Here is a 23,203-nt window from a genome sequence, read left to right on the forward strand (position 1 = left end):
TGTGTTGGCATTTGAATCAAACGAGCTAAGGTTGTCAGATGACAACCATGCGATGGTGCTTGCTACCGAGCGAGTACGGGAAGTGGAACAGTGTGTATAAGCGTTTTGGTCGTTGGTGTGACCAAGGCGTGTGGGATCGGATGCTGGAATATTTTGCCGATGACCCGGATATGGAACATGGGATGGTGGACAGCACGATTGTGCGTGCCCATGCCAGTGCTGCCAGAGCCACAAAAAAACGGTGGGCAGGCTGAACAGGCACTGGGGCGTAGTCGTGGCGGCTTCAGCACCAAAATTCATGTCACGGTGGACGGGTTGGGCTATCCGCTGCGATTGCACCTGACCGCCGGACAACGTCATGACATCATCAAGGCGCATGATCTGACTGTCGATCTGGACTTTGACTACCTGATTGCAGATCGCAGCTATGGCGTGCAGGATTTTGTCGATGCACTTCGCATCAGAGGTATTGAAGTGGTTATTCCGCCCAACAAAAATGCCCAAATACCCCGCCAATACGATGAATGGCGTTATCGAGAACGGTATTTGATCGCGTGTTTTATCGGCAAAATCAAGCATTTTCGCCGGGTCTTCTCTCGTTTTGACAAGCTCGCTCGGTGCTATCTTGGTTTCTTACAACTCACCAGTACCTTGATCTGGCTTCGGTGAAATGTCAACACAACCTAGATCGGGAAAGCCAGAGCCTTGATTTGCATCTGCCGTCGAACTGGGAACCAAATGAACCTGCACCACCGGAACGGGCAGACTATCAATCGTGCAGTCCCTATCGGCTGCCAAGTCTAAAACGCGCAGTACCGCCTGACGGATCAGGTCAAAGGCATCCATCAGGTTGCGACGACGTCGGTTGAAGCGACTTTGCGACGGGATACGAGGAAACAAGTCTCGATGCTCCCTCCAATAACTCAACCTCTCCGTTATCTACTCCATTCCGATTGACACCTTACGTACAATGGTTACAGGGAAGAGACGACGGCAAGTATGGCTTATGAATGATGATCCCACGAAAGCTGAGATAGTAAAAACTGTAATAAAGGCAAATTATATCAATTGCTTAGCAACAACCAGTGAAATGGTTAAATATATCCACTGAGCTGACAGAACAAAACACTACCGAACGGCAGTGTTTTATGAGTACGGTGTGATATGCAATGCACTACTTGTTAGTTTGCAGCCGTCACTAGAGCTTATTCATCATTTAGGTATTTCCCATACTTGCCAATTTGAAGCACCTCAATTTCCTCTTCGGTAAGTTCTGAGATACCTTCAAGGTATAACCGACAAAGCTTTGCCAGTTTTAGAACTTGTGGTAAGGCGGTACGAAGATTATGTGGGTCTTGTAACTCGTATTGCGCATTACTCAGTTGCCCAACCATGACATCGAATTCCTGTAGCTTTTCAGTATCTACCCGCTTCATATTGTCTCTCCTTTGGCAAGGGCGTGAAGACGCATGCCTTCATTGAACAACCCGCGCAAATGGCGAAAATCACCATCGGGACGGGCTACTCACTACGCAAAGAGAGGTAAAACCTTTTGTTAAAGACCTACACCAAAACGTATCATAACATATCGCTTTGAGCTAAAGCCCGAAACGAACCAGTTTGTCTATTTCAATCCCATATTCAGCCCTATTTGACCTGCGAAATTTCGAAAAGAGGTGTGATTTACTTCTTTAACGTGCTTGAAATAATGACTGATCCTGGCACGTTTTACGTCATATGTGGTTGACAAGACTCGAAGCCTTAACCGCCTAAACCCACGCTCTCAGCGTTTTTCACAAACATGCATAACTGCTCTTGCCTCGCTGCGATTATTATGCTACGATCTTTATCGGGTCACTCTTGATTTTTCGGTGGTTTTTTTGTGATTGCCATGCTTCGCCTATCAACCTGTTGTCCGTGCGCCATGTGTATACCCACTCACCCGCCCGGCGGCTGGTAGTATCGTGCCTTTTGGCAGACCGACCCTTGCTTGCACGCCCCGGACGCCGCCGGGGCTTTTTTTTGAGGAGTTCCATGACCCAACCCACCCCAAATACCTCCGATACAGTGGCGACAGGGGCATTGGTCGAGACTCTGAACGCCCGCTTTGCCGATGCTCACCCCGCCGAGATACTTCGTTGGGCGGTGGGCGAATTTGGGCAGCGCCTTGCCACCGTCACCAGTTTCCAGCCAACGGGGATTGTCACCCTCCATATGCTCAGCGAGTTCGCCCCGAACACACCCGTTCTGACGCTTGATACGGGGCTGTTGTTTTCGGAAACCTACGCCCTCATGAACGATCTCGAAAAACGGCTGGCGTTGAACCTGCTTCGCCTGCGCCCCGCACAGACCGTCGCTGAGCAAGCGGCAACCCATGGGGAGGCGCTCTGGCTGCGTGACCCTGATCAGTGCTGCGCCCTGCGCAAGACCGACCTCCTAGATCGCGTTTTGGGTGGGTATGGGGCATGGCTCACCGGTTTGCGCCGCGATCAATCAGAAGGGCGGGCAGAGACGCCCATCTTTGCGTGGGATCGCAAGCATAACAACCTGAAAATTGCCCCTTTTGCCACATGGACAGAATCGATGGTGTGGACGTATCTCCATGCCTACGAACTCCCCTACAACACCCTCCACGATCAGGGCTACCCAAGCATTGGTTGTTATCCCTGCACCCGCGCCGTCGATCCGGCGTCGGGCGATAAGCGGGCGGGGCGTTGGGCGGGGTCGGCAAAGACGGAATGTGGAATCCACATTGATAAGACCATCTCAGAAGAAACAAATACAAAAGGACAACACGAATCATGACGGTTGACAGCGACGGCTTTACTTTATGGATGACCGGGCTTTCCGGCGCAGGCAAGACGACTATTGCCCTTGCCTTAGAAGCCGACCTTCGGGCGCGGAGCGTGCGCGTTGAGCGCTTGGATGGCGATGTCGTCCGTGAGGGACTCACCCGTGATCTTGGCTTTAGCAAGGAAGACCGCGACAAGAACATTGAGCGGGTCACCTTTGTGGCAAAACTGCTCTCCCGCAATGGGGTGGGTGTCCTCGCCTCGTTCATCTCCCCCTACAAAGAGGCACGGGCAAAAGCGCGGGCAGAGACGACGAATTTCATCGAAGTGTACGTCAGCGCCCCGCTGGAAACAGTCATTGAGCGCGACGTGAAGGGGCATTACAAAAAGGCAATCGCGGGCGAGATTCTGAACTTCACCGGTGTGAACGATCCTTACGAAGCACCGGAAGCGGCTGAGATCGTTGTGCGCACCGATCAAGAGACAGTGGCGGAGAGCGTGGCGAAGATTCTCGCCTACCTTGAAGGGCGCGGGTTAATCCCGCAGCGGGAGTCGGTTGGGGAGGTCACCCATGCCTAGCCCTTCCCCCTTTAACCCCAACAAGCCCGCCACCTTGATTGCTCCCCATGGGGGGACGTTAGTCAACCGCATCCTGACGGGCGATGTCCGTGCCGAGGCGCTTGAACGCGCTGCCCGTTTGGTTCGACTTCCCCTTAGCGAAGTGAACCTTGCCGATTTGGAGATGATCGGCAGCGGCGCTCTCAGCCCACTGACAGGATTTGTTGGGCGCGAGGATTACCGTACCATTGTCCATGACCTGCGCTTGGCAAATGGTTTGCCCTGGTCGATCCCGGTCACCTTTGCGGTGAGCGCCGAAGATGCTGAGCGCGTCGCCATTGGCGATGAGGTTGCCCTTGTCGAAGGGCGAACGACGGGCGAGACAGTCATTGCTCTGCTCACGGTGAGCGACAAATACACCTATGACCGCGAAGTTGAGGCGCAAAAGGTCTATCGCACGACGGAGACGGCACATCCGGGTGTAGCGCGGCTCTACAAACAGGGCGATGTCCTGCTTGGTGGGGATGTGTGGCTGGTCGAACAGCCCGAACGCGCCACAACAGAGTTCGCCGCGCTCCGTTACACGCCCACCCAAACGCGGGCAATCTTCTTAGAGCGCCAGTGGCGGCGGATCGTCGGCTTTCAAACGCGCAACCCGATTCACCGCGCCCATGAATACATCCAAAAGACGGCACTCGAAGTCGTTGATGGGCTGCTGCTCCACCCCCTTGTGGGCGAGACGAAATCCGATGATATTCCGGCCTCGCTTCGTGTAGAAAGCTACAAGGCAATCCTGAGCGCCTATTATCCGGCGTCACGGGTGCTGCTTGGGGTCTTTCCGGCTGCGATGCGCTACGCCGGTCCGCGTGAGGCGATCTTCCACGCCATTGCCCGTAAAAATTACGGGTGTTCCCATTTCATCGTCGGGCGCGACCACGCCGGAGTCGGTAAGCACTACGGAACATATGACGCCCACTGGATTTTCGATGAGTTCACTCCAGAAGAAATCGGCATCACGCCGCTGTTCTTTGAGCATACCTTCTACTGCAAGACATGCGGTGCGGTGGTCAGTTCCAAAACCTGCCCACACGATTCCAGCGCCCACATCGTCCTCAGCGGGACTCAAGTGCGGGAGATGCTGGCGAACGGTCAGGATTTGCCTACGGAATTCACCCGCCCCGAAGTAAGCCGTATTCTGATGCGCGGTGTACGCGATCAGGCGGGGGCATAGAGCGCCTACGACGGCGTGATCAGCACGATCATGCCGCAAAGGTTCTTCATCCATAGCGCGGGCGACCACACAGGGTCGCCCCTACCCCATTCCCCTTATGACCCCTTTCAGTCTTTGACAAACCACCTCACCTTCCTCACCGATCACCAGCAAGCGGGGTATAGTAGAGGGATTAATGATCCTTCTTGGAGCGCTTTCATGCGCCAAGTGCCTCAAACAGACCAAGACAGACGACACAACCCATGATTCATCTTCAAACCCTTCTTGCTCGCGTCCCCGGTGTGATCGATATCCCTACGGAAAACCCTCGGATCACAGCCCCCATCACAGAGGATAGCCGCGCCGTCCAAGCGGGGGGCGTATTCCTTGCGCGGCGCGGTACACAGGTCGATTCGCACGCCTTCATCGGCACAGCGGCGGCGGCGGGTGCGGCGGCAATCATCGGGGAACAGCCCCGCACTGCCCTCGGCACGCTGCCCACTCCCTATGTACAGGTGGCAAACTCAGCCACAGCGCTTGGCTACCTTGCCGCCGCCTATGAAGGCTTCCCCTCAGATCGCCTCACGGTGATCGGTGTCACGGGGACGGATGGCAAAACGACCACGACGAACCTGATCTACCACATTTTGAAGGCAGCGGGCATCCGCGTTGGGATGATCAGCACAATCAGCGCTGTGATTGGCGATGAGGACATTCCGACGGGACTTCATGTGACGACCCCCACCGCCCCTGAAGTGCATTCCTATTTGCGGCGGATGGTTGAGGCGGGCTTGACCCACGCCATTTTAGAGACAACCTCACACGGCTTGGCGCAAGGGCGGGTGAATGGCGTCAGCTTTGACATTGCCGTATTGACGAATGTCACCCATGAACACCTTGATTATCATGGCACGTTCGAGGCATACCGTGCGGCGAAGGGTCTGCTGTTCAAAAATGTCAGCGAATCATCTGCCAAAGCAGGAATCATGAAGGCGCTGGTCATCAACGGCGATGATCCGAACCGTGCCTACTTCGAGGCGTTTCCTGTGGGGCGTCGGGTCATTTATAGCCTAAACGACGTTCAAGACCTATCGTTTTTTCCAGATCGGACGACTTTCACACTCAACATAAAGGATTCTGCTCAGGATCACACCATTCGCGTGCCGATGCAAACGGCGCTGATCGGTGAATTCAATGTTCAGAACATCCTTGCCGCCGCCAATGTTGGCGCAATGTTGGGCATTGCGCCAGCGACGATCCAACGTGGCATAACAAGCCTCCCCCCCATTTCGGGACGAATGGAACGCCTTGATGAAGGGCAGGATTTTCTGGCATTGGTCGATTTTGCCCATACCCCCAACGCTCTGCTGCGGGCGCTCACGGCAGCGCGGCGCATGACCAGTGGGCAGGTAATCGCCGTCTTTGGTAGCGCCGGACTGCGCGATGTGGAAAAACGGCGGATGATGGCGGAAATTGGGGTGGAACATGCCGATCTGTGTATCCTGACCGCCGAAGACCCGCGCACCGAGTCCTTAGATGAGATATTGGCGATGATGGCGGCGGGGGCGCTGAGCAAAGGCGGCAAGGAAGGGCATACCTTCTACCGCGTCCCGGATCGCGGCGCAGCGCTTGCCTTTGCCTGTGCGCTGGCGAACCCTGGCGATGTCGTGATTGCCTGTGGCAAAGGGCATGAGCAAAGCATGTGTTTTGGGACGGTGGAATATGCGTGGGATGACCGTGAGGCGCTGCGGGCGGCGCTGCGCGGACACCCCTTGCGGACGCTTCCGACGCGGGATGCGAAAGGTGCGTGGTAATGACGGGCTTCCCCTCGCCAGAGATGATCCGCGCTCACGCTGCCCCTCCTTTTCGGCGGTGGGCGAGGCACGGTATACCCTACCTGCTCTATTATGTCCGTTCGCGCCTCGGTGATCACGGGCGACTGCCCCCGTTGCTGCGCCTGATCGAGATCACCGATCAGCTGTACCTCGGTGGGCAGATCGGCGCGAACGACTGGCGACGGCTGACAGAGCGGGGGGTCAGCGCTATCGTGAACATGCGCGTGGAATGGGATGATCGCCGTTTTGGGATCGATACCCCCCATGCCCTTTGGCTTCCCGTGATTGATGGCACAGCGGCGACGGTAGAACAGCTTTATCAGGGGGTATGCTTTATTGGTGAGCAGATCAGCGCTGGGCATGGGGTGTACGTCCATTGTGCGGCGGGCTTTGGGCGAGGACCCTCGCAAGTTGTTGCCTATCTCATTGCTTGTGGGTTTGGCGTGGAGGATGCGATCATCTTCGTGGCTGAGCGCCGCCCAGTGATTCACCTCTCCGCTCGGCAGCGCATGCGGCTGCACCAATTCGCTGACTATTGGGCGGCTCATCGTCCATAAGCGCGAACACCTCATCGCATAGCTAACCAATAGGAGGCTTGTACAGTGCCACCTTACACACCATTAGCGGAGTAGATTTATTATGCTCTGTGCAGGAGTCGCCCTAGCGTTGTGCCTCATCCTCCCACACTCACCTTAAACCGTCCAAGCCACATTGCCAGCGATGCCAGCATATACACCCGTTGAAAACTTTGGTAGCGGCTGACCGCCTCGCCAACGACGACGCCCTCAAAGCGATCCCACGCTGTTTGCAAAAAGGTGGATTGGAACATCTCGCGCAGGGGGGATGCCGTACTCAAAATCAGGTCGCGGACGTACTCGCGCAGGTCGCCCACAATCCAGCGATCCAAGGGGACGGAAAAGCCTTGTTTCTTTCGTTTGGAGACCGATTCCGGCAGCAGTTTTGCCGCCAGCCCCCGCGTGACAACCTTCAACGTCCCTTGCGGCGAGACTTTCAAGGCAGCCGGCAGCGCCGCCCCTAGTCGAAGCATTTCATTATCAAGGTAGGGGACGCGCACTTCTAAGCCATGCGCCCCACTCGCCACATCGACTTTGCGGAGGTAGTCGGCGTGCAGACGGAGGCGCATTTCGGATTCAATGAGGGCGGTGATCGGGTCGCCCGCCATGCTGACAAAGGGCGTCATACGTTGTGCTGTTGTCCCCCCCGCCCGTACCATCCGCCCCAATTCGGCTGTGTATCCCGATAACCGCTCGTCCTCGGTGAAATATTCGGTGAGGGCGGCAAACAGCGCCGGACGGGAAAGCCCCGCCAGCCGCCATGCCTTCGCTGCTTGGTGTCCGCGTCGCCCCATGTGCCGCACAACGCCCATCACAGGGTTCAGAATTCTCCCCCCAGAGACAGCCGCACCCCATTGGGAGAGTCGCCGCGCCAAGCGGTAGCGGACATAGCCACCGAACACTTCATCCCCGCCATCACCGGAAAGAGCAACCGTAACATGCTTGCGAATCTCACGGCAGACCAAATAGGTGGGGAGCGCAGAACTATCCCCGAAGGGTTCGTCATACTGATTCACAACACGCTGGAAGGTTTCCAGACGCTCTGCGCCGAGACTCATCTGTGTTTCGTGGAGGGCGATCCGGCAGCTTTCGGCAATCTCCCGCGCTTGAGCGCTCTCATCATAGGCGGCGTCGTCAAAGCCCATCGTGAATGCCTGAATATCGGGCTTTAGTCCCCCTGCCAAAAGCGCGGCGATGAGCGAGGAATCAATGCCTCCCGATAGGAACATGCCAATCGGCACATCGGCAATCAAATGCCCTTTGAGCGCCTCTTGAAGCGTCTCTTCCGCCCGTTCGATTGCCCCTGCCGAGTCAAGTTGCGGTTCAACGGCGGGCTGCCATGTATAGTACGTCCCGTGCCGCTCACCCTCTGGCGAGAGGCGCAGCCACGACCCCGGCGGGAGCTGTTCAATGTCTTGGAAACAGGTCATGGGGGTGATTGTGTGACCTTGCGAGAGGTAATCGTGCAGAGCAGCACTGTTGGCGCGGATCGGCACACAGCCAGAGGCAAGGACGGCTTTTGGCTCTGAGCCAAAAAAGACCCCCAATGCTGTGCGGGCGAGGAACAAGGGCTTGATCCCGACACGATCACGCGCCAAGAGGAGGCTGCCATCCGTTGTATCATAGAGGGCAAAGGCAAACATCCCGCGCAGAGCGAGCAGCCCATCGTCAATGCCGTAAGCGTCTAGTGCGGCGGCGATTACCTCGGTATCGCTGTTCGTCAGGAAGTGGTAGCCGCGTTGTTCTAGAGCTGCCCGCAGTTCGCGGTAGTTGTAAATCTCCCCGTTAAAGACGATCACCCGTCGTCGGTGGGCATCCCACATGGGTTGATCGCCCGTTGAGAGGTCGATGATTGCCAGCCGCGCATGACCCAAGCCAACACGCTGATCGCGCCAATAATCTAGCCCGTCGGGTCCGCGGTGGGCAACTGCCCGCGTCATCCGTGCTAAGATCGCGGCGGCGTCCTCAGTTTGCCCCACCTCACCCCAAAATCCGGCGATTCCGCACATGGGTGCTTTCTTCTATGTCCTTGAAGCTACCTGAAGGTGGGAAGTATAACGCCCGATACGATAGAGGGAAACGATAGAAAATGATGGTGTGAGGGGACAGCACAGGGGTGAGTGTAGTTTAGCGGCGGGAGACCACAGATGCTCTCCCCTGCAAGGGACTCAGAGGATACGGCGCTACCCCTCCCGCACGAGAGTGGCGTATAATTCCCGCCAATGGCAACGCTACCATCTCCCACCACCCGCCTTCGTCCCCTACGCGGCTGTCGACGCCTCGGCTGTCAGGGCTGCTTATGGGGAATCGTGTTCTTCATCATCGCTCCCCTGTTGCTCTGGCTGACGCGCGGCATATGGCTGCCCCCTTTCTATGCCTTCACTGTTGTTGGCGAAGCGCCCCAACGCGCCGATGTCATCGTCATTTTGGGCGGTGATGTTGGCGGGCGGGCGGAAACAGCCGCTCGTCTGTGGCAGGAGGGCTATGCCCCCATAATCATCTTCAGCGGGACGACAAAAAGTTTGCGGCTCGGCACATTTTGGCTTGATCATCTGGGCGTCCCCCGCGATGTGCGCCGCCTGATCGAAAACGCTGAGGCAACATGGGACGAAGCCGAGAAGGTCTATGCCCTACTTCAGGCGGAAGGCGCTCATTCCGCCCTGATCGTCACCGATAACACACACACCCGCCGCGCCCGCGCCGTCTACCGTGCCTTGCAGCCGAATCCGCCCCTTGTTTTGACCTTTGTGTCGGTAGACCGCTACGACCTTACCGAGATGGCATGGTATGATCATGATACGTTTCTCGCCGTCGGCATGGAATACCTAAAGATGATCTACTACGCCATGCGCTATGGTGTTCTCCCTTTCTAGGTACTCTAACGAGTAGTCCGTCAGGAAAATTTCTAAAAGAACCCCAATCCCCTTTCCCCGCGTGCGGGGAAAGGGGGAGAAATTCTGTGGGCGAGGGGGATGAGGACTGTCTCATTCTATGGTTACCTTCCTGAAGGGCTATTAGGGACACTGTATATCCAATAGCTACACGAACCAAAGGATCAATCACACCTGCTATGGCTCATTATCTCGTCACCGGCGCAGCCGGATTCATTGCCAGTAAAGTCACCGAAATGCTCTGTGCGGCAGGACACACCGTCACAGGCATTGACAACCTGAACGACGCTTATGATATTCGGCTAAAACACTGGCGCTTGAACCGCCTGCGCGGGCTTCCCGGCTTCACGCTCATTGAGGGCGATATTGCCCACCGCCCAACAGTGGAGGGTTTGGATACGGCGCTCCCCGACTGCGCCGCCGTGATCAACCTTGCTGCTCGTGCCGGGGTGCGTCAATCCACCGAGAACCCCTGGCTGTATGTCGATACAAACGTGACCGGTACGTTGAATCTCTTGGAACTATGCAAACGGCGCGGTATTGGAAAATTTGTCTTAGCCTCTACCTCCAGCCTGTATGGGCAGAACAACCCTATGCCCTATCGCGAGGATGCTGATACCAGCCGACCGATCTCTCCCTATGCGGCAACGAAAAAGGCGGCGGAGGCGCTCTGCTATTCCTACCATGCGCTGACCGGGCTGGATGTGACCGTCTTTCGTTATTTCACGGTGTATGGTCCAGGCGGTAGACCTGATATGAGCCTCTTTCGCTTTGTCCAGTGGATCAACGAGGGGAAGCCTGTCCATGTCTTTGGCGATGGCAAGCAATCCCGCGATTTCACCTACGTTGATGACATTGCAAAGGGGACGATCCTCGGCTTGAAACCGCTTGGCTACCAGACGATCAATTTGGGGTCAGATCGCCCCGTTGTCCTCATGGAGATGGTGCATATCCTTGAGGAACTGCTTGGCAAGACAGCGCAGGTCGATTACCAGCCGCGCCATCCAGCAGACATCACGGCGAGTTGGGCAGACATCAGCCGTGCGCGGGAACTGCTCGGTTGGCAGCCTCAGACGGATTACCTTCAGGGGCTGCGTAACCTAGTTGATTGGTATCGGGAGAATCAGGCATGGGCAAAAGACGTGCGGACGGAGTGAGGCAGAGAATGGCGATTTTCACGAATTTTTAATCTTTGTCTAATGGGATATCGCGGGTTCCTATGAGGGTGACTGCTCTAGAAGTGATACCTCCCTAAAAAGGGATTTTCTCCCTCCCCTTGCAGGTAAACCCGATTAGAAGGGGGAGGCAGTATCCTTCTCTTTTCCCCTTTCAGCGCCTTCCACAAGAACACTCCCTAAAAAATTCTGACATACTTGATGTTTCGTTGGAATTTGAAACTTGACAGAGGGTTCGTTACAATGGCGCTTAGCTTCGTCCGCAAAAATGGATGAGCAAAAGATCGTTTCATGTTTCAATTGAGGAAAAGCTCTATGAAGAAGGCGCTCAAGATCGGTTTTCTAACCGTCGCCCTCGCCCTTGCTGTCACGGCTGCTCCGGTATCCCCGGTGGCAACGGCGCAAGATGATGGCGGCATTATTGTCGAAGCGACGTTCGGCAGTGGTCCCGCGAACCTGAACCCCTTGTTTTGCTTGGACACGACCTGCGGGCGTGTCGTTGGGTTGATGTTCCCCGGTTTGATCGGCACCGACCCGGCTGCGGCAACCTTTAAGCCCGCCGCCCCCGGCTCATTGGCAAAAGAATGGTCGCTGGCAGAAGATCAGAAAACACTGACCTTCAAACTCCGCGAAGATGCCAAGTGGTCGGACGGAACGCCCATTACAACAAAAGATTTCCTGTATTCGTGGGAAATTATTAAGAATGAAGAGGCAGCCTCTCCCTACAGCTTCGTAGCGGGGCGTATCGCCACGGTTGAAGCACCGGATGATTACACCCTGATCATCACTCTCGTTGAAGGATCCTGCGATGCGTTGTGGGATGCTTCCTTCCCCGTTGCACCCTCGCATGTCTTTGCCGACACTGCGCCGACTGCGCTGAAGGATCACTCCTTCGCCACCGCCCCGACGGTTTCCTTTGGACCGTTCAGCTTCGGCGAATTCCGCCCCGGCGAGCGCACCAGCTTGCTGGCGGACAAGACGTGGCCCGATGCCATTGACGGCAGCACAAAATCGGCTGGCTTCCTCTATAAGGTTGTACCAGATCAGACCGTCCTCATCGAGCAGTTCCTTGCTGGTGAGACGAGCATCATCGACAACCCCGCCCTCAACCGCCGTGCCGACATCAAAGCGGCTGGCGATGCAGGCGATGCGCAGGTCTTCAACTATGCCGGTAATTCGTGGGACTATGTGGCGTTGAACCTCGCTGACCCGACGAACCCGCAAAATGGTTTGGATGCTGACGGCAAGGCAATTGATCAGGGCAAACACCCGATCTTCGGTGATGTCATGGTGCGTCGCGCTATTGCCCTCGGCTTGGATGTCGATGCGATGGCAAAGACGGCGGTCTTTGGCGAAGGTACGCGCATGGCGGCGAACCTGATCCCGACCTCCTATGCCATTGATCCTGACCTCGCCCCCATCCCCTACGACACGGCAGCCGCTGCCAAGTTGTTGGACGATGCTGGCTGGGTTGTCGGCGCTGATGGTATCCGTGAGAAGGACGGCGTTCGCCTTGCCTTCACGCTCAACACGAACGCGGGCAACACCCGTCGTGAGGCGATTGTGACCTTGATCAAGGATCAGTTGGCGCAGATCGGCGTGGAAGTGACTGTTGAGTTGATCGACTTCAACCTCGCCGTAGAGCGCCTCCAAGCGCAAACGTTTGATGCGATTGTTCTCGGCTGGCGGAATGGCTACCCGGATCGTCCCGATCAGACGCAGCTCTTCCTCCCCGAAAGCGATGTTGTGGGCAGCGGCTCGAATTTCATCTCGTGGAACAACGAGGAATTCAACCGCCTGACCAAAGAAGCACGCTCAGCGGCGGGCTGCGATCAGGAAAAGCGGATCGAACTGTATCGCCAGGCGCAGAAGGTCTTCCAAGACGATCTGCCCTATGTGCCGCTGTTCGTTCAGAACGGTATGTACGCAGCACGCAGCAATGTGAAAGGGTTTGCACCCTATCAATCGCAGATGCTGTGGAACATCGACGCTTGGTCGGTGGAGTAGTCGGCTAAGGGTTTCATTGCGGCGCGTTGGGGTAACCGAACGCGCCCTGTGATGAACGAGTCACTCGCCCCCTCCATCCGAACCACCCGTTCGGCAGCGGAGGGGGCATTTTCTACCCTTGTGGGCAAGAGTTCGCGGATAGATCTAACCAATGATTAAGTACATTGCACGGCGACTTATTCAAGCAATCCCCACTGTTTTTGGGGTGACCATCTTTACCTTCCTTATTCTGGCACTCTCTCCCGGCGGACCAACCGGCGCTCTGCTGCTCGATCCAAGCCTTACGCCTCAACAGCGGCAAGAAGCGAAAAAGCGTTTGGGGTTGGATGACCCGCTGCCGGTGCAATATCTTCGTTGGCTCATCGGGGACGATTGGCATTACTACGACACAAACGATGACGGCGTGGGCGATAGGCAAGGGGCGCGGTTGGGCGTCTTACGCGGTGATTGGGGCTATTCCTTCACTGCCCGTCGTTCTGTTCTGCCCCTTTTTGGCGAACGGCTTGGGGCAACGCTTGAACTGGGCATTTCCTCCTTACTCTTTGGGCTGTTATTGGGTGTCCCTATCGGGATTTTGGCGGCGGTGGCGCGGGGATCCCTCTTTGATAATGCCACACGGGTTCTCTCCGTCATTGTCAATGCCGTCCCTGTCTTTTGGCTAGGGCTGATTTTACTGCTCATTTTTGGGGCATCGCTCAAGGTCTTGCCGATGGGGGGGCGCTGCCCCAGTACGCAGTTGATTGGCTGTCCCGATTTGCCCAACCGCTTGCAGTTCCTCATCCTGCCGACCATTGTCTTGGGGGCGGGCGGTGTGGCGGGCTACTCGCGCTACCTACGCGCCTCGATGCTGGATGTGATCGGGCAAGATTACATCCGCACGGCGAAATCAAAGGGTTTGAAGCAGCGTGCTGTGTGGTTTGCGCATGGCGCACGCAACGCGCTCATTCCGCTGGCAACCTTCCTCGGTCCAGCCATTACGGGGATTTGGGGCGGGGCGTTCATCACCGAGCAAATCTTCTCGTGGCCCGGCATTGGCTTTCTGACCTTTCAATCGATCACAGCGCAAGATTTCTCCATGCTCATGGCGGTGGCAGTCTTCTCAGCGATCACGACGATCTTGGGTTTTATTCTCTCGGACATCCTCTACGCGATGATCGATCCGCGTATTCGCTTTAGTTAAGGAGATAGCACACCCATGACCGCACGCGACATGGTAATGAAATTAAAAGACGAAAAAGAAGAGCGCGATGAGGCGCTAGGGCGTTCGCTGCTTGGGTTGGCACTGCGCCGCCTCCGCCGCGATAACCTGACGCTCATGGCAATGGCAGTCATTGCCGTGATCACCCTCTCTGCTATTTTTGCCCCGCAGATCACAGGCGTATTGGACATTAATTACTCGCGGACGGACGGTCCGAACGCCTTCATCCCTGTTGGCGGGCAAGACCGCCTGACGGTGGACACCGATTATCGCTTTCGCCCTCGCACCGTGAGTACGGCAGTCGTCTACGATTACAGGGCAAAGGCAAAATCGAAAGTCATTGATACGAATTTCAATGACCTTCAAGAAGGCAATGCCGGACTCAAACTATTTAATGCCGCCCTGCTTGGGAAGGGCTTGGATATTTATGTGACGGGCGGCGACGAAGCGGGAACATCCCCCTCTGCCCGCAGCATCAAGGTGGGCGAGGGCAGCCCTCTGATTCAACTCCCCCCCGGCACGTACACGCTCACTTTACGCGAATCAACAGGGTCGAAAGAAGCCCCCCCAACGCTTGTCTTGCCCGATGTAGAAGTGAAGGCGGGCTGGCTCACCATGTCGGTGGCGGCGGGCGGTGGTGATTCCGGCTTACCGCTTGAACTGAAGCTGTACCCCACCGATTTGGCAACGATAGGTCTGACCGAAGCACGCCTCCAACTGATTCAAGTCTCGCCTGATTCCCCCCCGCTGAACGTCTTGCTTGGCAATGACAACCTAATCGCTCAAGACATCAGCTATGAGGAGGAAATCCTCTACGACATGCCGCGCCAAACGACAACCCTCGGCACATCGCCAGTGGATGCCCGCCGCCGCGTTCTGGGGACGGATGACTTGGGGCGGGATCAACTGGCACGGCTGCTCTATGGCGGGCAGGTGAGTTTGGGAATCGCGTTTCTGGCGGCGAGTATCTCCATTTTCATCGGCGTCACCTTAGGGATTCTGACGGGCTATTACGGCGGTCTGATCGATGATTCGGTGAATTGGATCATCACCACTGTAAGTTCACTGCCCACGCTGCTGCTTTTGTTGATCATCATCTCGGTGACAAAACCCGGTCCGGCGGTGCTGATCATGGTGTTGGGGTTGTTGGGGTGGTTTGGGACGGCGCGTTTGGTGCGGGGGGAAACCTTCTCCATCCGCGCCCGTGAATATGTCACCAGCGCCCGCTCGATTGGCGCACCGGTCAGCCGGATCATGCTCGTTCACATCCTGCCGAACTTGCTCAGCGTTGTCATGATCGGCGTGGCGATCAACGTTGGCGGACTGATTTTGACCGAATCGGCGCTGAGCTACCTCGGTTTTGGGATCAACCCCCCGACGCCCAGTTGGGGCAATATGCTCTCCAACTCGCAGACGTTCTTCACCAAAGGGGTTCACCTTGTTATTGTGCCCGGACTGCTGATCACAATCACCGTCTTGTGCTTGTATGTCATTGGAGATGGGCTGCGCGATGCCTTCGACCCAACCTTAAAGAGTTAGGCAACTTCGTCTACCTCGTAGGGGCGACCCTCTGTGGTCGCCCATCCTAACAAACCATACCCCGCACTTCCCAATGACTACGCGCTAATTCGTACCGTGCAGCGCCTCTACAATCGTTAAGCTGTTGTGATCCATCATGCTGAGGTAGGTTTCACCCTCTGTCCCCGCCTCACCGAGGCTATCCGTGTAGAGAGGGGGGGCAACTTTCACCCGTGCTTCCCGTGCAATCTGTTCGATCAGAGTCGGATTTACCTGACTTTCGACAAAAATCGCCGGAACACCGGATTCGCGGATGGCAATGATCAGCGCGGCAATCTCCCCAGCAGATGGGTCGGCGGCTTCCGTGCTGACACCAAGCACCGCCTCCACCTTGAGTCCATACCGAGCGCCAAAATAGGCGAGCGCATCATGGCTGGTGAATACGATGCGCCGCCCTTCGGGAAGGGTTTCCACCAACGCGAGGATGCGCTCGTCTAGCGCCTCCAAGTCGGCTAGGTATGCTGCGGCGTTCGCCGTATAGATCGCTTCTCCGTCGGGGTCAAGGACGATCAGAGCATCGCGGATGGTCGTCACCATGTGCATGACATTCCTCACATCGTGCCACACATGCGGATCGCCCTCACCGTGATTATCCTCTATCTCGTGATTCTCTCCCTCAACAAGAGGCAGTGGGGTGATCCCTTCAGTCGCAGTGATCAACTTCGCCTTCGTCCGGCTGGCGGTGATCAGGTCGGGAAGCCATGTCTCAAACCCCAAGCCGTTGGCAATGATCACGTCCGCCTCAATCAGTTTAACCGTATCGGCGGGCGTGGGGTCAAAGGTATGCGCGTCTGCCCCGGCAGAGACGAGCGTCTCCACTGAAACACGCTCTCCGCCAACCTCTTTGACAAAATCGGTCAAAATGCTGAAGGTCACTATCGCCTTGATCGGCGCGTGCGCCTTTAAGGTGAAACGGGGCGCAGCAAGGCTCACGATCATAGTGAATATCAACGTAGATAGACAGACAGATCGAACGACGATTCGAGCCATTGGACGAAATTCCTCTAGGTAAATTGTTGATATTGAGATCGCGTATCATTTACGATGATAGTTTAAATGAGACAATGTGTCAATACAGAAGGGGGGTGTAAGCCTTGAACGCTCAGCGGGGAGGATAGTTCCCGCCCAAGCACGGTACAATCATACGTCATGATCTGTCATTGAAAACTATAACTGTTTAGATGAAGGGTGCTTGTCATGCGTGCATTGGTCTATACCGCCCCCGGCACAGTGCGGCTGGAGGAACGCCCCCACCCCGAAGCGCCCGCCGAGGGTGAACTTTTGGTGAAAATTCGCGTCTGCGGGGTGTGCGGTAGCGACGTGACGGATTGGTACATGACGCCCCGCGCTCCGGTGGTCTTGGGGCATGAACCCGCTGGCGAAGTCGTCGCCGTTGGGAATGGCGTGACGGCGTTTGCCGTTGGGGATCGCGTTGCCCTTCACCATCATATGCCCTGTATGGTTTGCGAACGCTGCCGTCGGGGGGCATATACAAACTGCCTACAGTTCAAGAATACGCGCTTGTATCCGGCAGGAATGGCGGAATATGTGCGCGTCCCCCGCGAGATTGTGAACGGCGATGTCTTGAAACTGCCCGCTTCGCTCTCTTACGAGGCGGGGTCGCTGATCGAACCGATTGCTTGCTGTGTGCGGGCGCTGGATCGGGCGCGGGTGAAGGGCGGCGATTCCGTCCTCGTCATTGGGGCGGGCTTTAATGGCATCGTCTTTGGGCTGCTTGCCCGTTCATGGGGGGCGGATCGGGTAGCGATCACGGATCGGACGCCCGCCCGTCTGGATCGCGCCCGACGGTTAGGGTTGGGAACGTTCAATGTTGATAATAGCGATGTAGACGATCAGATCAAAGCATGGAGCGGCGGCGATGGAGCAGGCGTCGTCCTTTGTACACCCTCGAAAATCCCTGTGATTGATAAGGCGCTGCGCTATGTTGCGCCTGGGGGGACGCTCATGCTTTACGGACCGCCTGCACCGGCGGAATCATGGGCGCTAGATATGAACGATGCCTTTTTCAAAGAGATCACCATCACAAGTTCCTATTCGGCAAGTCCCTACGATACACGGCGGGCGCTCTCTTTGCTGAGCGATGGCGTCATTCACCCCGATGATCTGATCACTCACCGCTTTCCACTGGCAGAGGCGCAGACCGCGTGGGAGATGACCCGTGCCGCCGGCGATTCGTTGAAAATTGTCGTGACGATGTAATTTGTAGAGGATGTACCTAGAATGCCCCCGATGATGCGCGGTGTGTTTTTCCTTGGACCCGGAGCGCTTGAACTGCGTGAAGTTGCTATCCCCGAACCGGGGGCGGGGGAAGTGGTTGTCAAAGTGGAAGCAGCGACGACCTGCGGCACAGATCTAAAGGCCTATCGGCGCGGACACAAGCTGTTCAAGCCGCCCATGCCGTTTGGTCACGAATGGGCGGGCTACATTCAGGCTGTTGGTGAGGGGGTGAGCGCGTGGCGGGAGGGGGATCGGGTCACGGGGGCGAATTCTGCCCCCTGCAACGGCTGTTTTTACTGTCGCAAGGGACGCCAACAACAGTGCCTCAGCCTTGAGTCTCGTTTTAATTGGGGGACGTATGCCGATTATGTCCGTATTCCAGCACACATTGTCGCCCAGAATATGCACGCTATTCCAATAACGCTTAGTTTTGCCGAAGCTGCTTTTGCCGAACCGCTGGCGTGTGCCGTCCTCTGCACAACAAATGCCGGAATCCAATTGGGGGATACGGTGGCGATCCTCGGCGTGGGCGCACAGGGCTTGATGCAGATTCAATTGGCAAAACACCTTGGTGCAGCGCGGGTAATCGCCATTGGACGGGCAGCGGGGCGCATCGAACGAGCAAAGCAGTTAGGGGCTGATCTCACCCTGAGTTCGCTGGAGGGCGACCCTGTGGTGGGGGTGAAAGCACTTACCGAAGGACGCGGTGCGGATGTCGTCATTGAGGCGGCGGGCAGCGCAGAGACATGGGCGCAAGCGGTGAATATGACGCGACCCGGCGGGACGGCAATCCTCTTTAGCGGGTTGCCTAATGGAACTCAGGTCACTTTTGACGCCGCTCATCTCCATTATGGAGAGATCACCACGAAGGGCATTTTCCACCATACCCCCCGTGCGGTAGAACAAGCCGTGTTTATGCTCCGTTCGGGGGCGGTGAATGTGAAGCCGATGATCGATGGAACAATTCGCCTCTCTGAAGTAGCCGAAGGGTTGGAGCGAATGCAGCGCAGTGAGGCAATCAAGCTGGCGGTGATGCCGGGATTGGGCTGACCGAAATTTGATGGATTTGCTATCTGAAGGGTACGCTAGGGGCATGATTCTCTCGCGGCGGACGCCCTACCTAGTGTACCAATCCCTACAGGTGTTTCTTGCCTCCTAGCTATTGGTTGTCTCTGTTGGCTGTATTTGCGGCTGCTTTTGTCGCCTCTTTGTTGTTGACAGAGGTCGCTAAGCGAATCTCACCCCGCTGGGGGATGGTGGCAAAACCGGGCGGGCGGCGCAAACATAGCGGCGATATTCCCAAGTTTGGGGCGCTGCCTCTGTGGGGGGCGTTCAGTGCTGCCGTCATTTTTGCCCAGTTTCTGCCCGTTGAACGGGCTGATCCCAAAGAGATCATCCGCGTCACAGGGTTATTGCTTGGTGGGTTTGTGGCATTTGTATTCGCTATTTTGGATGATCGCTTCGATCTCCCGCCCATCCCCCAATTCATCGGACAATTCATCGCCGCTGGAATTGCCATCCTCTTTCTCATTTTCATTGAGCAGTTCAACAACCCGCTGACAGGGATCACGACAGAGCGCTTTCCCTACTTGCTGACGATTTTGATCAGCTTGTTTTGGCTGCTCATGATGATGAACACGGTAAACTGGCTGGACGGCGTGGACGGACTTTCGGCAGGGGTGAATCTGATTGCGGCGGGGTTGCTGCTCATCCACACCATTCGGGAGGGGCAGCTGAGTGTGAGCTTGCTCCCCATGGCCTTGATTGGTGCGTTGGCAGGATTCATGCGCTCGAATTGGTTTCCGGCGTCGATCTATCTTGGTGGGGGTGCCATTTATCTCGGCTTTACGACGGGCGCTCTGAGCATCATTGGCGGGGCGAAAATGGCGACGATTCTGCTGGTGATGGGGCTGCCCCTGTTGGATGTGGCGTGGCAGATTGCACGGCGCTTGTGGGTGGGGAAAAACCCGCTGGTTGGGGATCGCGGGCATATCCATTTCCGCCTGATTGATGCGGGCATGTCCCCTCGTGTCTTGGCGCTAGGTTATTACCTGTTTTGCGCTGCGTTTGGGATTATCGCCTTCACAACGACGAGTCGGCAGTTCAAATTCATTGCCATCCTCGTTATGATTGGGATCGCCGCCGCCGGATTTGCCCTCGTTGCGCGGCGGGGGATGCGCCGCGCACGTGCGACTGAGAAGGGGGATATGACCCTATGACGTTGCCGAAGGCAGAGGCAGGGGCAGCCTTGTGTGGTCGCCCCTAGAGGAAGGTCGCTTTGCCTTCAAGCCCCGCAGGGGTGGCTGATTTCAGCCCGCTGCTTTCGCGTTGGGCGCGATTTTCGTCACATTCCGCCCATCAGCGCTTTGATCCCGCCCAACACATCGTTCCCCAAATGGAAGCGGATCACCCGCCGACCATTCGCCACCAACGCTTGCATATCTCCCAACGCCTGCGCCAACTTCAGCACGCCAAAACTGAGCGCCGCCGTCGTCGCCCCTGCCTCATCGGGAATGGCGGCATCTTGAAGGGGGTCACTGGTCAGGATCACAAACAGTCCGTTGTTTCCGTCCCCTTTGTGAAGCTGACCCGTGCTGTGCAAAAAGCGCGGTCCGTAGCCAAGCGTCACGGGTAGTTTGGTATGATCGCGCAGCGTGTTCCGCAGTTTTTCCAGCGTTTCGGCAACACGATATTCGGTGGGGTTCACATAGGCTTGAATCGCCATGTAATCGCCTGCTTTGGCAAGCCGCCCGAATGCCTGAAACGCCTCGCTCACCGTCGCCCCACTGACATTGCCATATACGGCAATCTTGCCCTCGGTGAGGATCGCTGTTTGGGTGGGGAGTGTCCCCTGTTCACGGTAGGTGGCAACCATCTGCCGCGCCAGAATTTTCGCGCTCTCCACGTTTGGCTGGTCAAAGGGCTGGATGCTCAGTACCCATCCGGCAGCGGCGACAGCGTATTCCCACAGGTAGTACATCCCGCCGAGGTCATAAGGATCGCTCAGGTGGAGACGGATGACGGGGTGTCCCGCCGCTTGGAGGGCGTCCACCGCTGCGTCATGCGTTGAATCGCCGGCAGTCTTCAGGTAGAAAAAGGCGCGATCTGTCCCATAGACTTCTGGCGCACCGACACTTTCTCCCACAACGGGCAGAATGCCCTTCCCATTTTTCCCTGTTGATTCAGCGATCAACTGCTCTACCCAATCGCCAAAGCTGGCAATTGTTGGGGAGAGGATGAAGGTTGCTTTGTCGCGCCCTTGTGTTGCCAAAACGCCCAAGATCGCCCCCAACCATGCCCCATAGTTATCCGCTGCGGGCAGGGTTGCCCCACAGCGATCCACCATCAGGGACGCCCGATCCAAGAGTTTGTAGAGGTCAACGCCATCGAGCGCTGCCGGGAACAAGCCAAAGTAGGAGAGCGCTGAATAACGTCCACCAATGTTCGGATCGTTCAGAAAGACCGAACGAAACAGATAATCCTCCGCCATTTTTTGCAAGCCGCTGCCCGGATCGGTAATGGCGATGAAATGCTCCCCGATTTTCGCTTTGTTCTCCGCCCCAAAGGTTTCTGCCGTCAGGTTGTAGAAGTAGCGGAAGAAGGACACCATCTCCACCGTCCCGCCCGACTTGGAGGAAACGATATAGAGCGTATCTTCGGGGGGGAAACGGTAGGCAAAATCGCGCACGGTATCAGCATCGGTGCTGTCCAGAACGCCCAATTCAAGGTGCGCCGTGTTCACCCCAAAGGTTTTGGCAAAGACTTCTGGGGCAAGGCTGCTGCCGCCCATCCCCAAGACAAGCGCCTTCGTAATGCCATCCGACCACACCTCATCGGCAATGTCATAAATGGCATCGGTGACGGGTTTCATGACAGTGGGGCTGTCCAACCAACCAAGCCGGTTGCTGATCTCGGCGGGGTCGCTGCCCCAAACGGTGTGATCTTTCAGAGTAATGCGGGCGGGAATACGTTCGGTGTCCATCCGTTCAAGCGCCGCCGCTACTGCCCCTTCATACATTCCTAGCACGGCGGAACGCCCCTGAATCTCGGCAATGAGGTGTCGCCGTTTTACCGTGATGCTCCCCATAAGGGACTCGAAGGATTTTTTGAATGCCTCGACGCCTTCTTCAAGAAGGGTTTGGGTCACACCGTCAATATCGATCCCTAATGCGCCCAACTGGGCAAGCTGAGCGTGGGCAGTATCCATCCCCTGCATGATCGTGGCGGCGGGGACGCCATGATCGAGCGTTGCCTCTAGGGTGGCGGGAGGCATGGTGTTCACCGTGTCAGGTCCGATCAGCGTATCGACATAATGGGTGTCTGGGTAGGCGGGGTTTTTCGTCCCCGTGCTTGCCCAGAGTGGGCGCTGCACCCGCGCTCCGGCTTCGGTCAGTTTTGCCCATCGTGTGCCGCTGAAAACGGTCTGGAACAGGGCATAGGCAACCTTTGCATTGGCAATGGCAACTTTTCCCTGAAGATCGGTATTCCCCTTAGCAGCAAGAAGTTTATCCACCGCCGAATCGACGCGGCTGACAAAGAAGGATGCCACCGATGCAATGCGGGTTAGGTCACCGCCGACGGCGAGGCGCTTCTCCAAGCCTGCTAGATAAGCATCCATGACCTCGCGGTACTTATCGAGGGCGAAAATCAGGGTTACATTGATGTTGATCCCGCCGGCAATCAGGGTGGCGATGGCGGGGATACCCTCCGGCGTGGCGGGGACTTTGATCATCACATTGGGACGCCCAACAAGAGCAAAAAGCCGCTGTGCCTCACGAATGGTCCCTTCGGTGTCGTGCGCCAAAAGCGGGTTAACCTCTAGGCTGATATAGCCATCAACCCCGTTTGTTTCCTCATAGACAGGCTGCAACAGGTCAGCCGCACGACGAATATCGCCAACGGCGAGCGCTTCATAAATGGCATTGGGCGTCTCCCCTGCTTCAACCAAACGACGCATGTCGGCATCGTAATCGGTGCTGCCGGCAATTGCCTTCTCAAAGATGGTCGGATTCGAGGTCATGCCGAGGACGCCCGCCTCAATGAGCCGCGCAATCTCACCATTTTCAAGGAACAACCGCCGAATGTTGTCATACCAAATTGATTGACCGAGCGCGTTGATGTCGTGCGCTTTTGTCGTTGCCATGGG

Annotated in this window: 19 protein-coding genes; 15 read left to right on the plus strand and 4 right to left on the minus strand. The window is 56.6% G+C overall.

Going from position 1 to position 23,203, the window contains the following annotated elements:
* Positions 1 to 38: 38 nt before the first annotated feature.
* Positions 39 to 254: a transposase gene (locus HS103_09700; protein MBE7513074.1), complete on the plus strand. Its 216-nt coding sequence runs from the start codon at positions 39 to 41 to the stop codon at positions 252 to 254.
* Positions 211 to 669, plus strand: a complete 459-nt coding sequence (locus HS103_09705) for an IS5 family transposase (protein MBE7513075.1) — start codon at positions 211 to 213, stop codon at positions 667 to 669. Before HS103_09700 ends, HS103_09705 begins: the two co-directional genes overlap by 44 nt.
* Positions 670 to 1,205: 536 nt before the next feature.
* On the opposite strand, the gene HS103_09710 is transcribed toward HS103_09705, so the two are convergent.
* Positions 1,206 to 1,436, minus strand: coding sequence for a hypothetical protein (locus HS103_09710; GenBank protein MBE7513076.1), 231 nt, complete (start codon positions 1,434 to 1,436; stop codon positions 1,206 to 1,208).
* Positions 1,437 to 2,034: 598 nt separating this feature from the next.
* On the opposite strand from HS103_09710, the gene HS103_09715 reads away from it, so the two are divergent.
* The 5 genes from HS103_09715 (at position 2,035) to HS103_09735 (ending at position 6,952) form a co-directional block, all read left to right on the plus strand.
* Complete coding sequence (locus HS103_09715; protein ID MBE7513077.1) at positions 2,035 to 2,805, plus strand: phosphoadenylyl-sulfate reductase; 771 nt, start codon at positions 2,035 to 2,037, stop codon at positions 2,803 to 2,805.
* Positions 2,802 to 3,371, plus strand: coding sequence for an adenylyl-sulfate kinase (gene cysC, locus HS103_09720; GenBank protein ID MBE7513078.1), 570 nt, complete (start codon positions 2,802 to 2,804; stop codon positions 3,369 to 3,371). Before HS103_09715 ends, cysC begins: the two co-directional genes overlap by 4 nt.
* On the plus strand, positions 3,364 to 4,581 hold the full coding sequence (sat, locus tag HS103_09725; GenBank protein ID MBE7513079.1) for a sulfate adenylyltransferase: 1,218 nt from the start codon (positions 3,364 to 3,366) through the stop codon (positions 4,579 to 4,581). Before cysC ends, sat begins: the two co-directional genes overlap by 8 nt.
* A 242-nt stretch (positions 4,582 to 4,823) precedes the next feature.
* Positions 4,824 to 6,374: a UDP-N-acetylmuramoyl-L-alanyl-D-glutamate--2,6-diaminopimelate ligase gene (locus tag HS103_09730; GenBank protein MBE7513080.1), complete on the plus strand. Its 1,551-nt coding sequence runs from the start codon at positions 4,824 to 4,826 to the stop codon at positions 6,372 to 6,374.
* Complete coding sequence (locus tag HS103_09735; protein ID MBE7513081.1) at positions 6,374 to 6,952, plus strand: dual specificity protein phosphatase family protein; 579 nt, start codon at positions 6,374 to 6,376, stop codon at positions 6,950 to 6,952. Before HS103_09730 ends, HS103_09735 begins: the two co-directional genes overlap by 1 nt.
* Before the next feature lie 116 nt (positions 6,953 to 7,068).
* Here HS103_09735 and asnB read toward each other — a convergent pair whose 3' ends face one another.
* A complete protein-coding gene (gene asnB, locus HS103_09740; protein ID MBE7513082.1) occupies positions 7,069 to 8,979 on the minus strand; it encodes an asparagine synthase (glutamine-hydrolyzing) in 1,911 nt (636 codons plus the stop codon).
* A gap of 213 nt (positions 8,980 to 9,192) precedes the next feature.
* Between asnB and HS103_09745 the strand changes: the two genes are divergently transcribed.
* The 5 genes from HS103_09745 (at position 9,193) to HS103_09765 (ending at position 15,780) form a co-directional block, all read left to right on the plus strand.
* A complete protein-coding gene (locus HS103_09745; protein MBE7513083.1) occupies positions 9,193 to 9,843 on the plus strand; it encodes a YdcF family protein in 651 nt (216 codons plus the stop codon).
* 197 nt (positions 9,844 to 10,040) lie between these two features.
* The gene (locus HS103_09750) at positions 10,041 to 11,018 is read left to right on the plus strand and encodes a GDP-mannose 4,6-dehydratase (GenBank protein ID MBE7513084.1); all 978 of its coding nucleotides are present in this window, start codon (positions 10,041 to 10,043) and stop codon (positions 11,016 to 11,018) included.
* A 333-nt stretch (positions 11,019 to 11,351) separates the two neighbouring features.
* Entirely contained in the window at positions 11,352 to 13,043 is a 1,692-nt protein-coding gene (locus tag HS103_09755) for a hypothetical protein (GenBank protein ID MBE7513085.1), read from the plus strand.
* A 151-nt stretch (positions 13,044 to 13,194) separates the two neighbouring features.
* Positions 13,195 to 14,223, plus strand: coding sequence for an ABC transporter permease (locus HS103_09760; GenBank protein ID MBE7513086.1), 1,029 nt, complete (start codon positions 13,195 to 13,197; stop codon positions 14,221 to 14,223).
* Between the two features lie 15 nt (positions 14,224 to 14,238).
* Complete coding sequence (locus HS103_09765) at positions 14,239 to 15,780, plus strand: ABC transporter permease subunit (GenBank protein MBE7513087.1); 1,542 nt, start codon at positions 14,239 to 14,241, stop codon at positions 15,778 to 15,780.
* An 84-nt stretch (positions 15,781 to 15,864) separates the two neighbouring features.
* Here the strand turns inward: HS103_09765 and HS103_09770 are convergent, their stop codons facing one another.
* On the minus strand, positions 15,865 to 16,758 hold the full coding sequence (locus HS103_09770; GenBank protein MBE7513088.1) for a zinc ABC transporter substrate-binding protein: 894 nt from the start codon (positions 16,756 to 16,758) through the stop codon (positions 15,865 to 15,867).
* Positions 16,759 to 17,016: 258 nt separating this feature from the next.
* Between HS103_09770 and HS103_09775 the strand changes: the two genes are divergently transcribed.
* The 3 genes from HS103_09775 (at position 17,017) to HS103_09785 (ending at position 20,276) form a co-directional block, all read left to right on the plus strand.
* A complete protein-coding gene (locus tag HS103_09775; GenBank protein MBE7513089.1) occupies positions 17,017 to 18,039 on the plus strand; it encodes an alcohol dehydrogenase catalytic domain-containing protein in 1,023 nt (340 codons plus the stop codon).
* Between the two features lie 21 nt (positions 18,040 to 18,060).
* Entirely contained in the window at positions 18,061 to 19,107 is a 1,047-nt protein-coding gene (locus tag HS103_09780) for a zinc-binding dehydrogenase (protein ID MBE7513090.1), read from the plus strand.
* A 203-nt stretch (positions 19,108 to 19,310) separates the two neighbouring features.
* Positions 19,311 to 20,276: an undecaprenyl/decaprenyl-phosphate alpha-N-acetylglucosaminyl 1-phosphate transferase gene (locus HS103_09785; GenBank protein ID MBE7513091.1), complete on the plus strand. Its 966-nt coding sequence runs from the start codon at positions 19,311 to 19,313 to the stop codon at positions 20,274 to 20,276.
* Positions 20,277 to 20,401: 125 nt separating this feature from the next.
* Here the strand turns inward: HS103_09785 and HS103_09790 are convergent, their stop codons facing one another.
* The gene (locus tag HS103_09790; GenBank protein ID MBE7513092.1) at positions 20,402 to 23,200 is read right to left on the minus strand and encodes a bifunctional transaldolase/phosoglucose isomerase; all 2,799 of its coding nucleotides are present in this window, start codon (positions 23,198 to 23,200) and stop codon (positions 20,402 to 20,404) included.
* Positions 23,201 to 23,203: the final 3 nt, after the last annotated feature.

It is taken from the genome of Anaerolineales bacterium (assembly GCA_015075625.1).
Classification (GTDB): domain Bacteria; phylum Chloroflexota; class Anaerolineae; order Aggregatilineales; family UBA2796; genus UBA2796.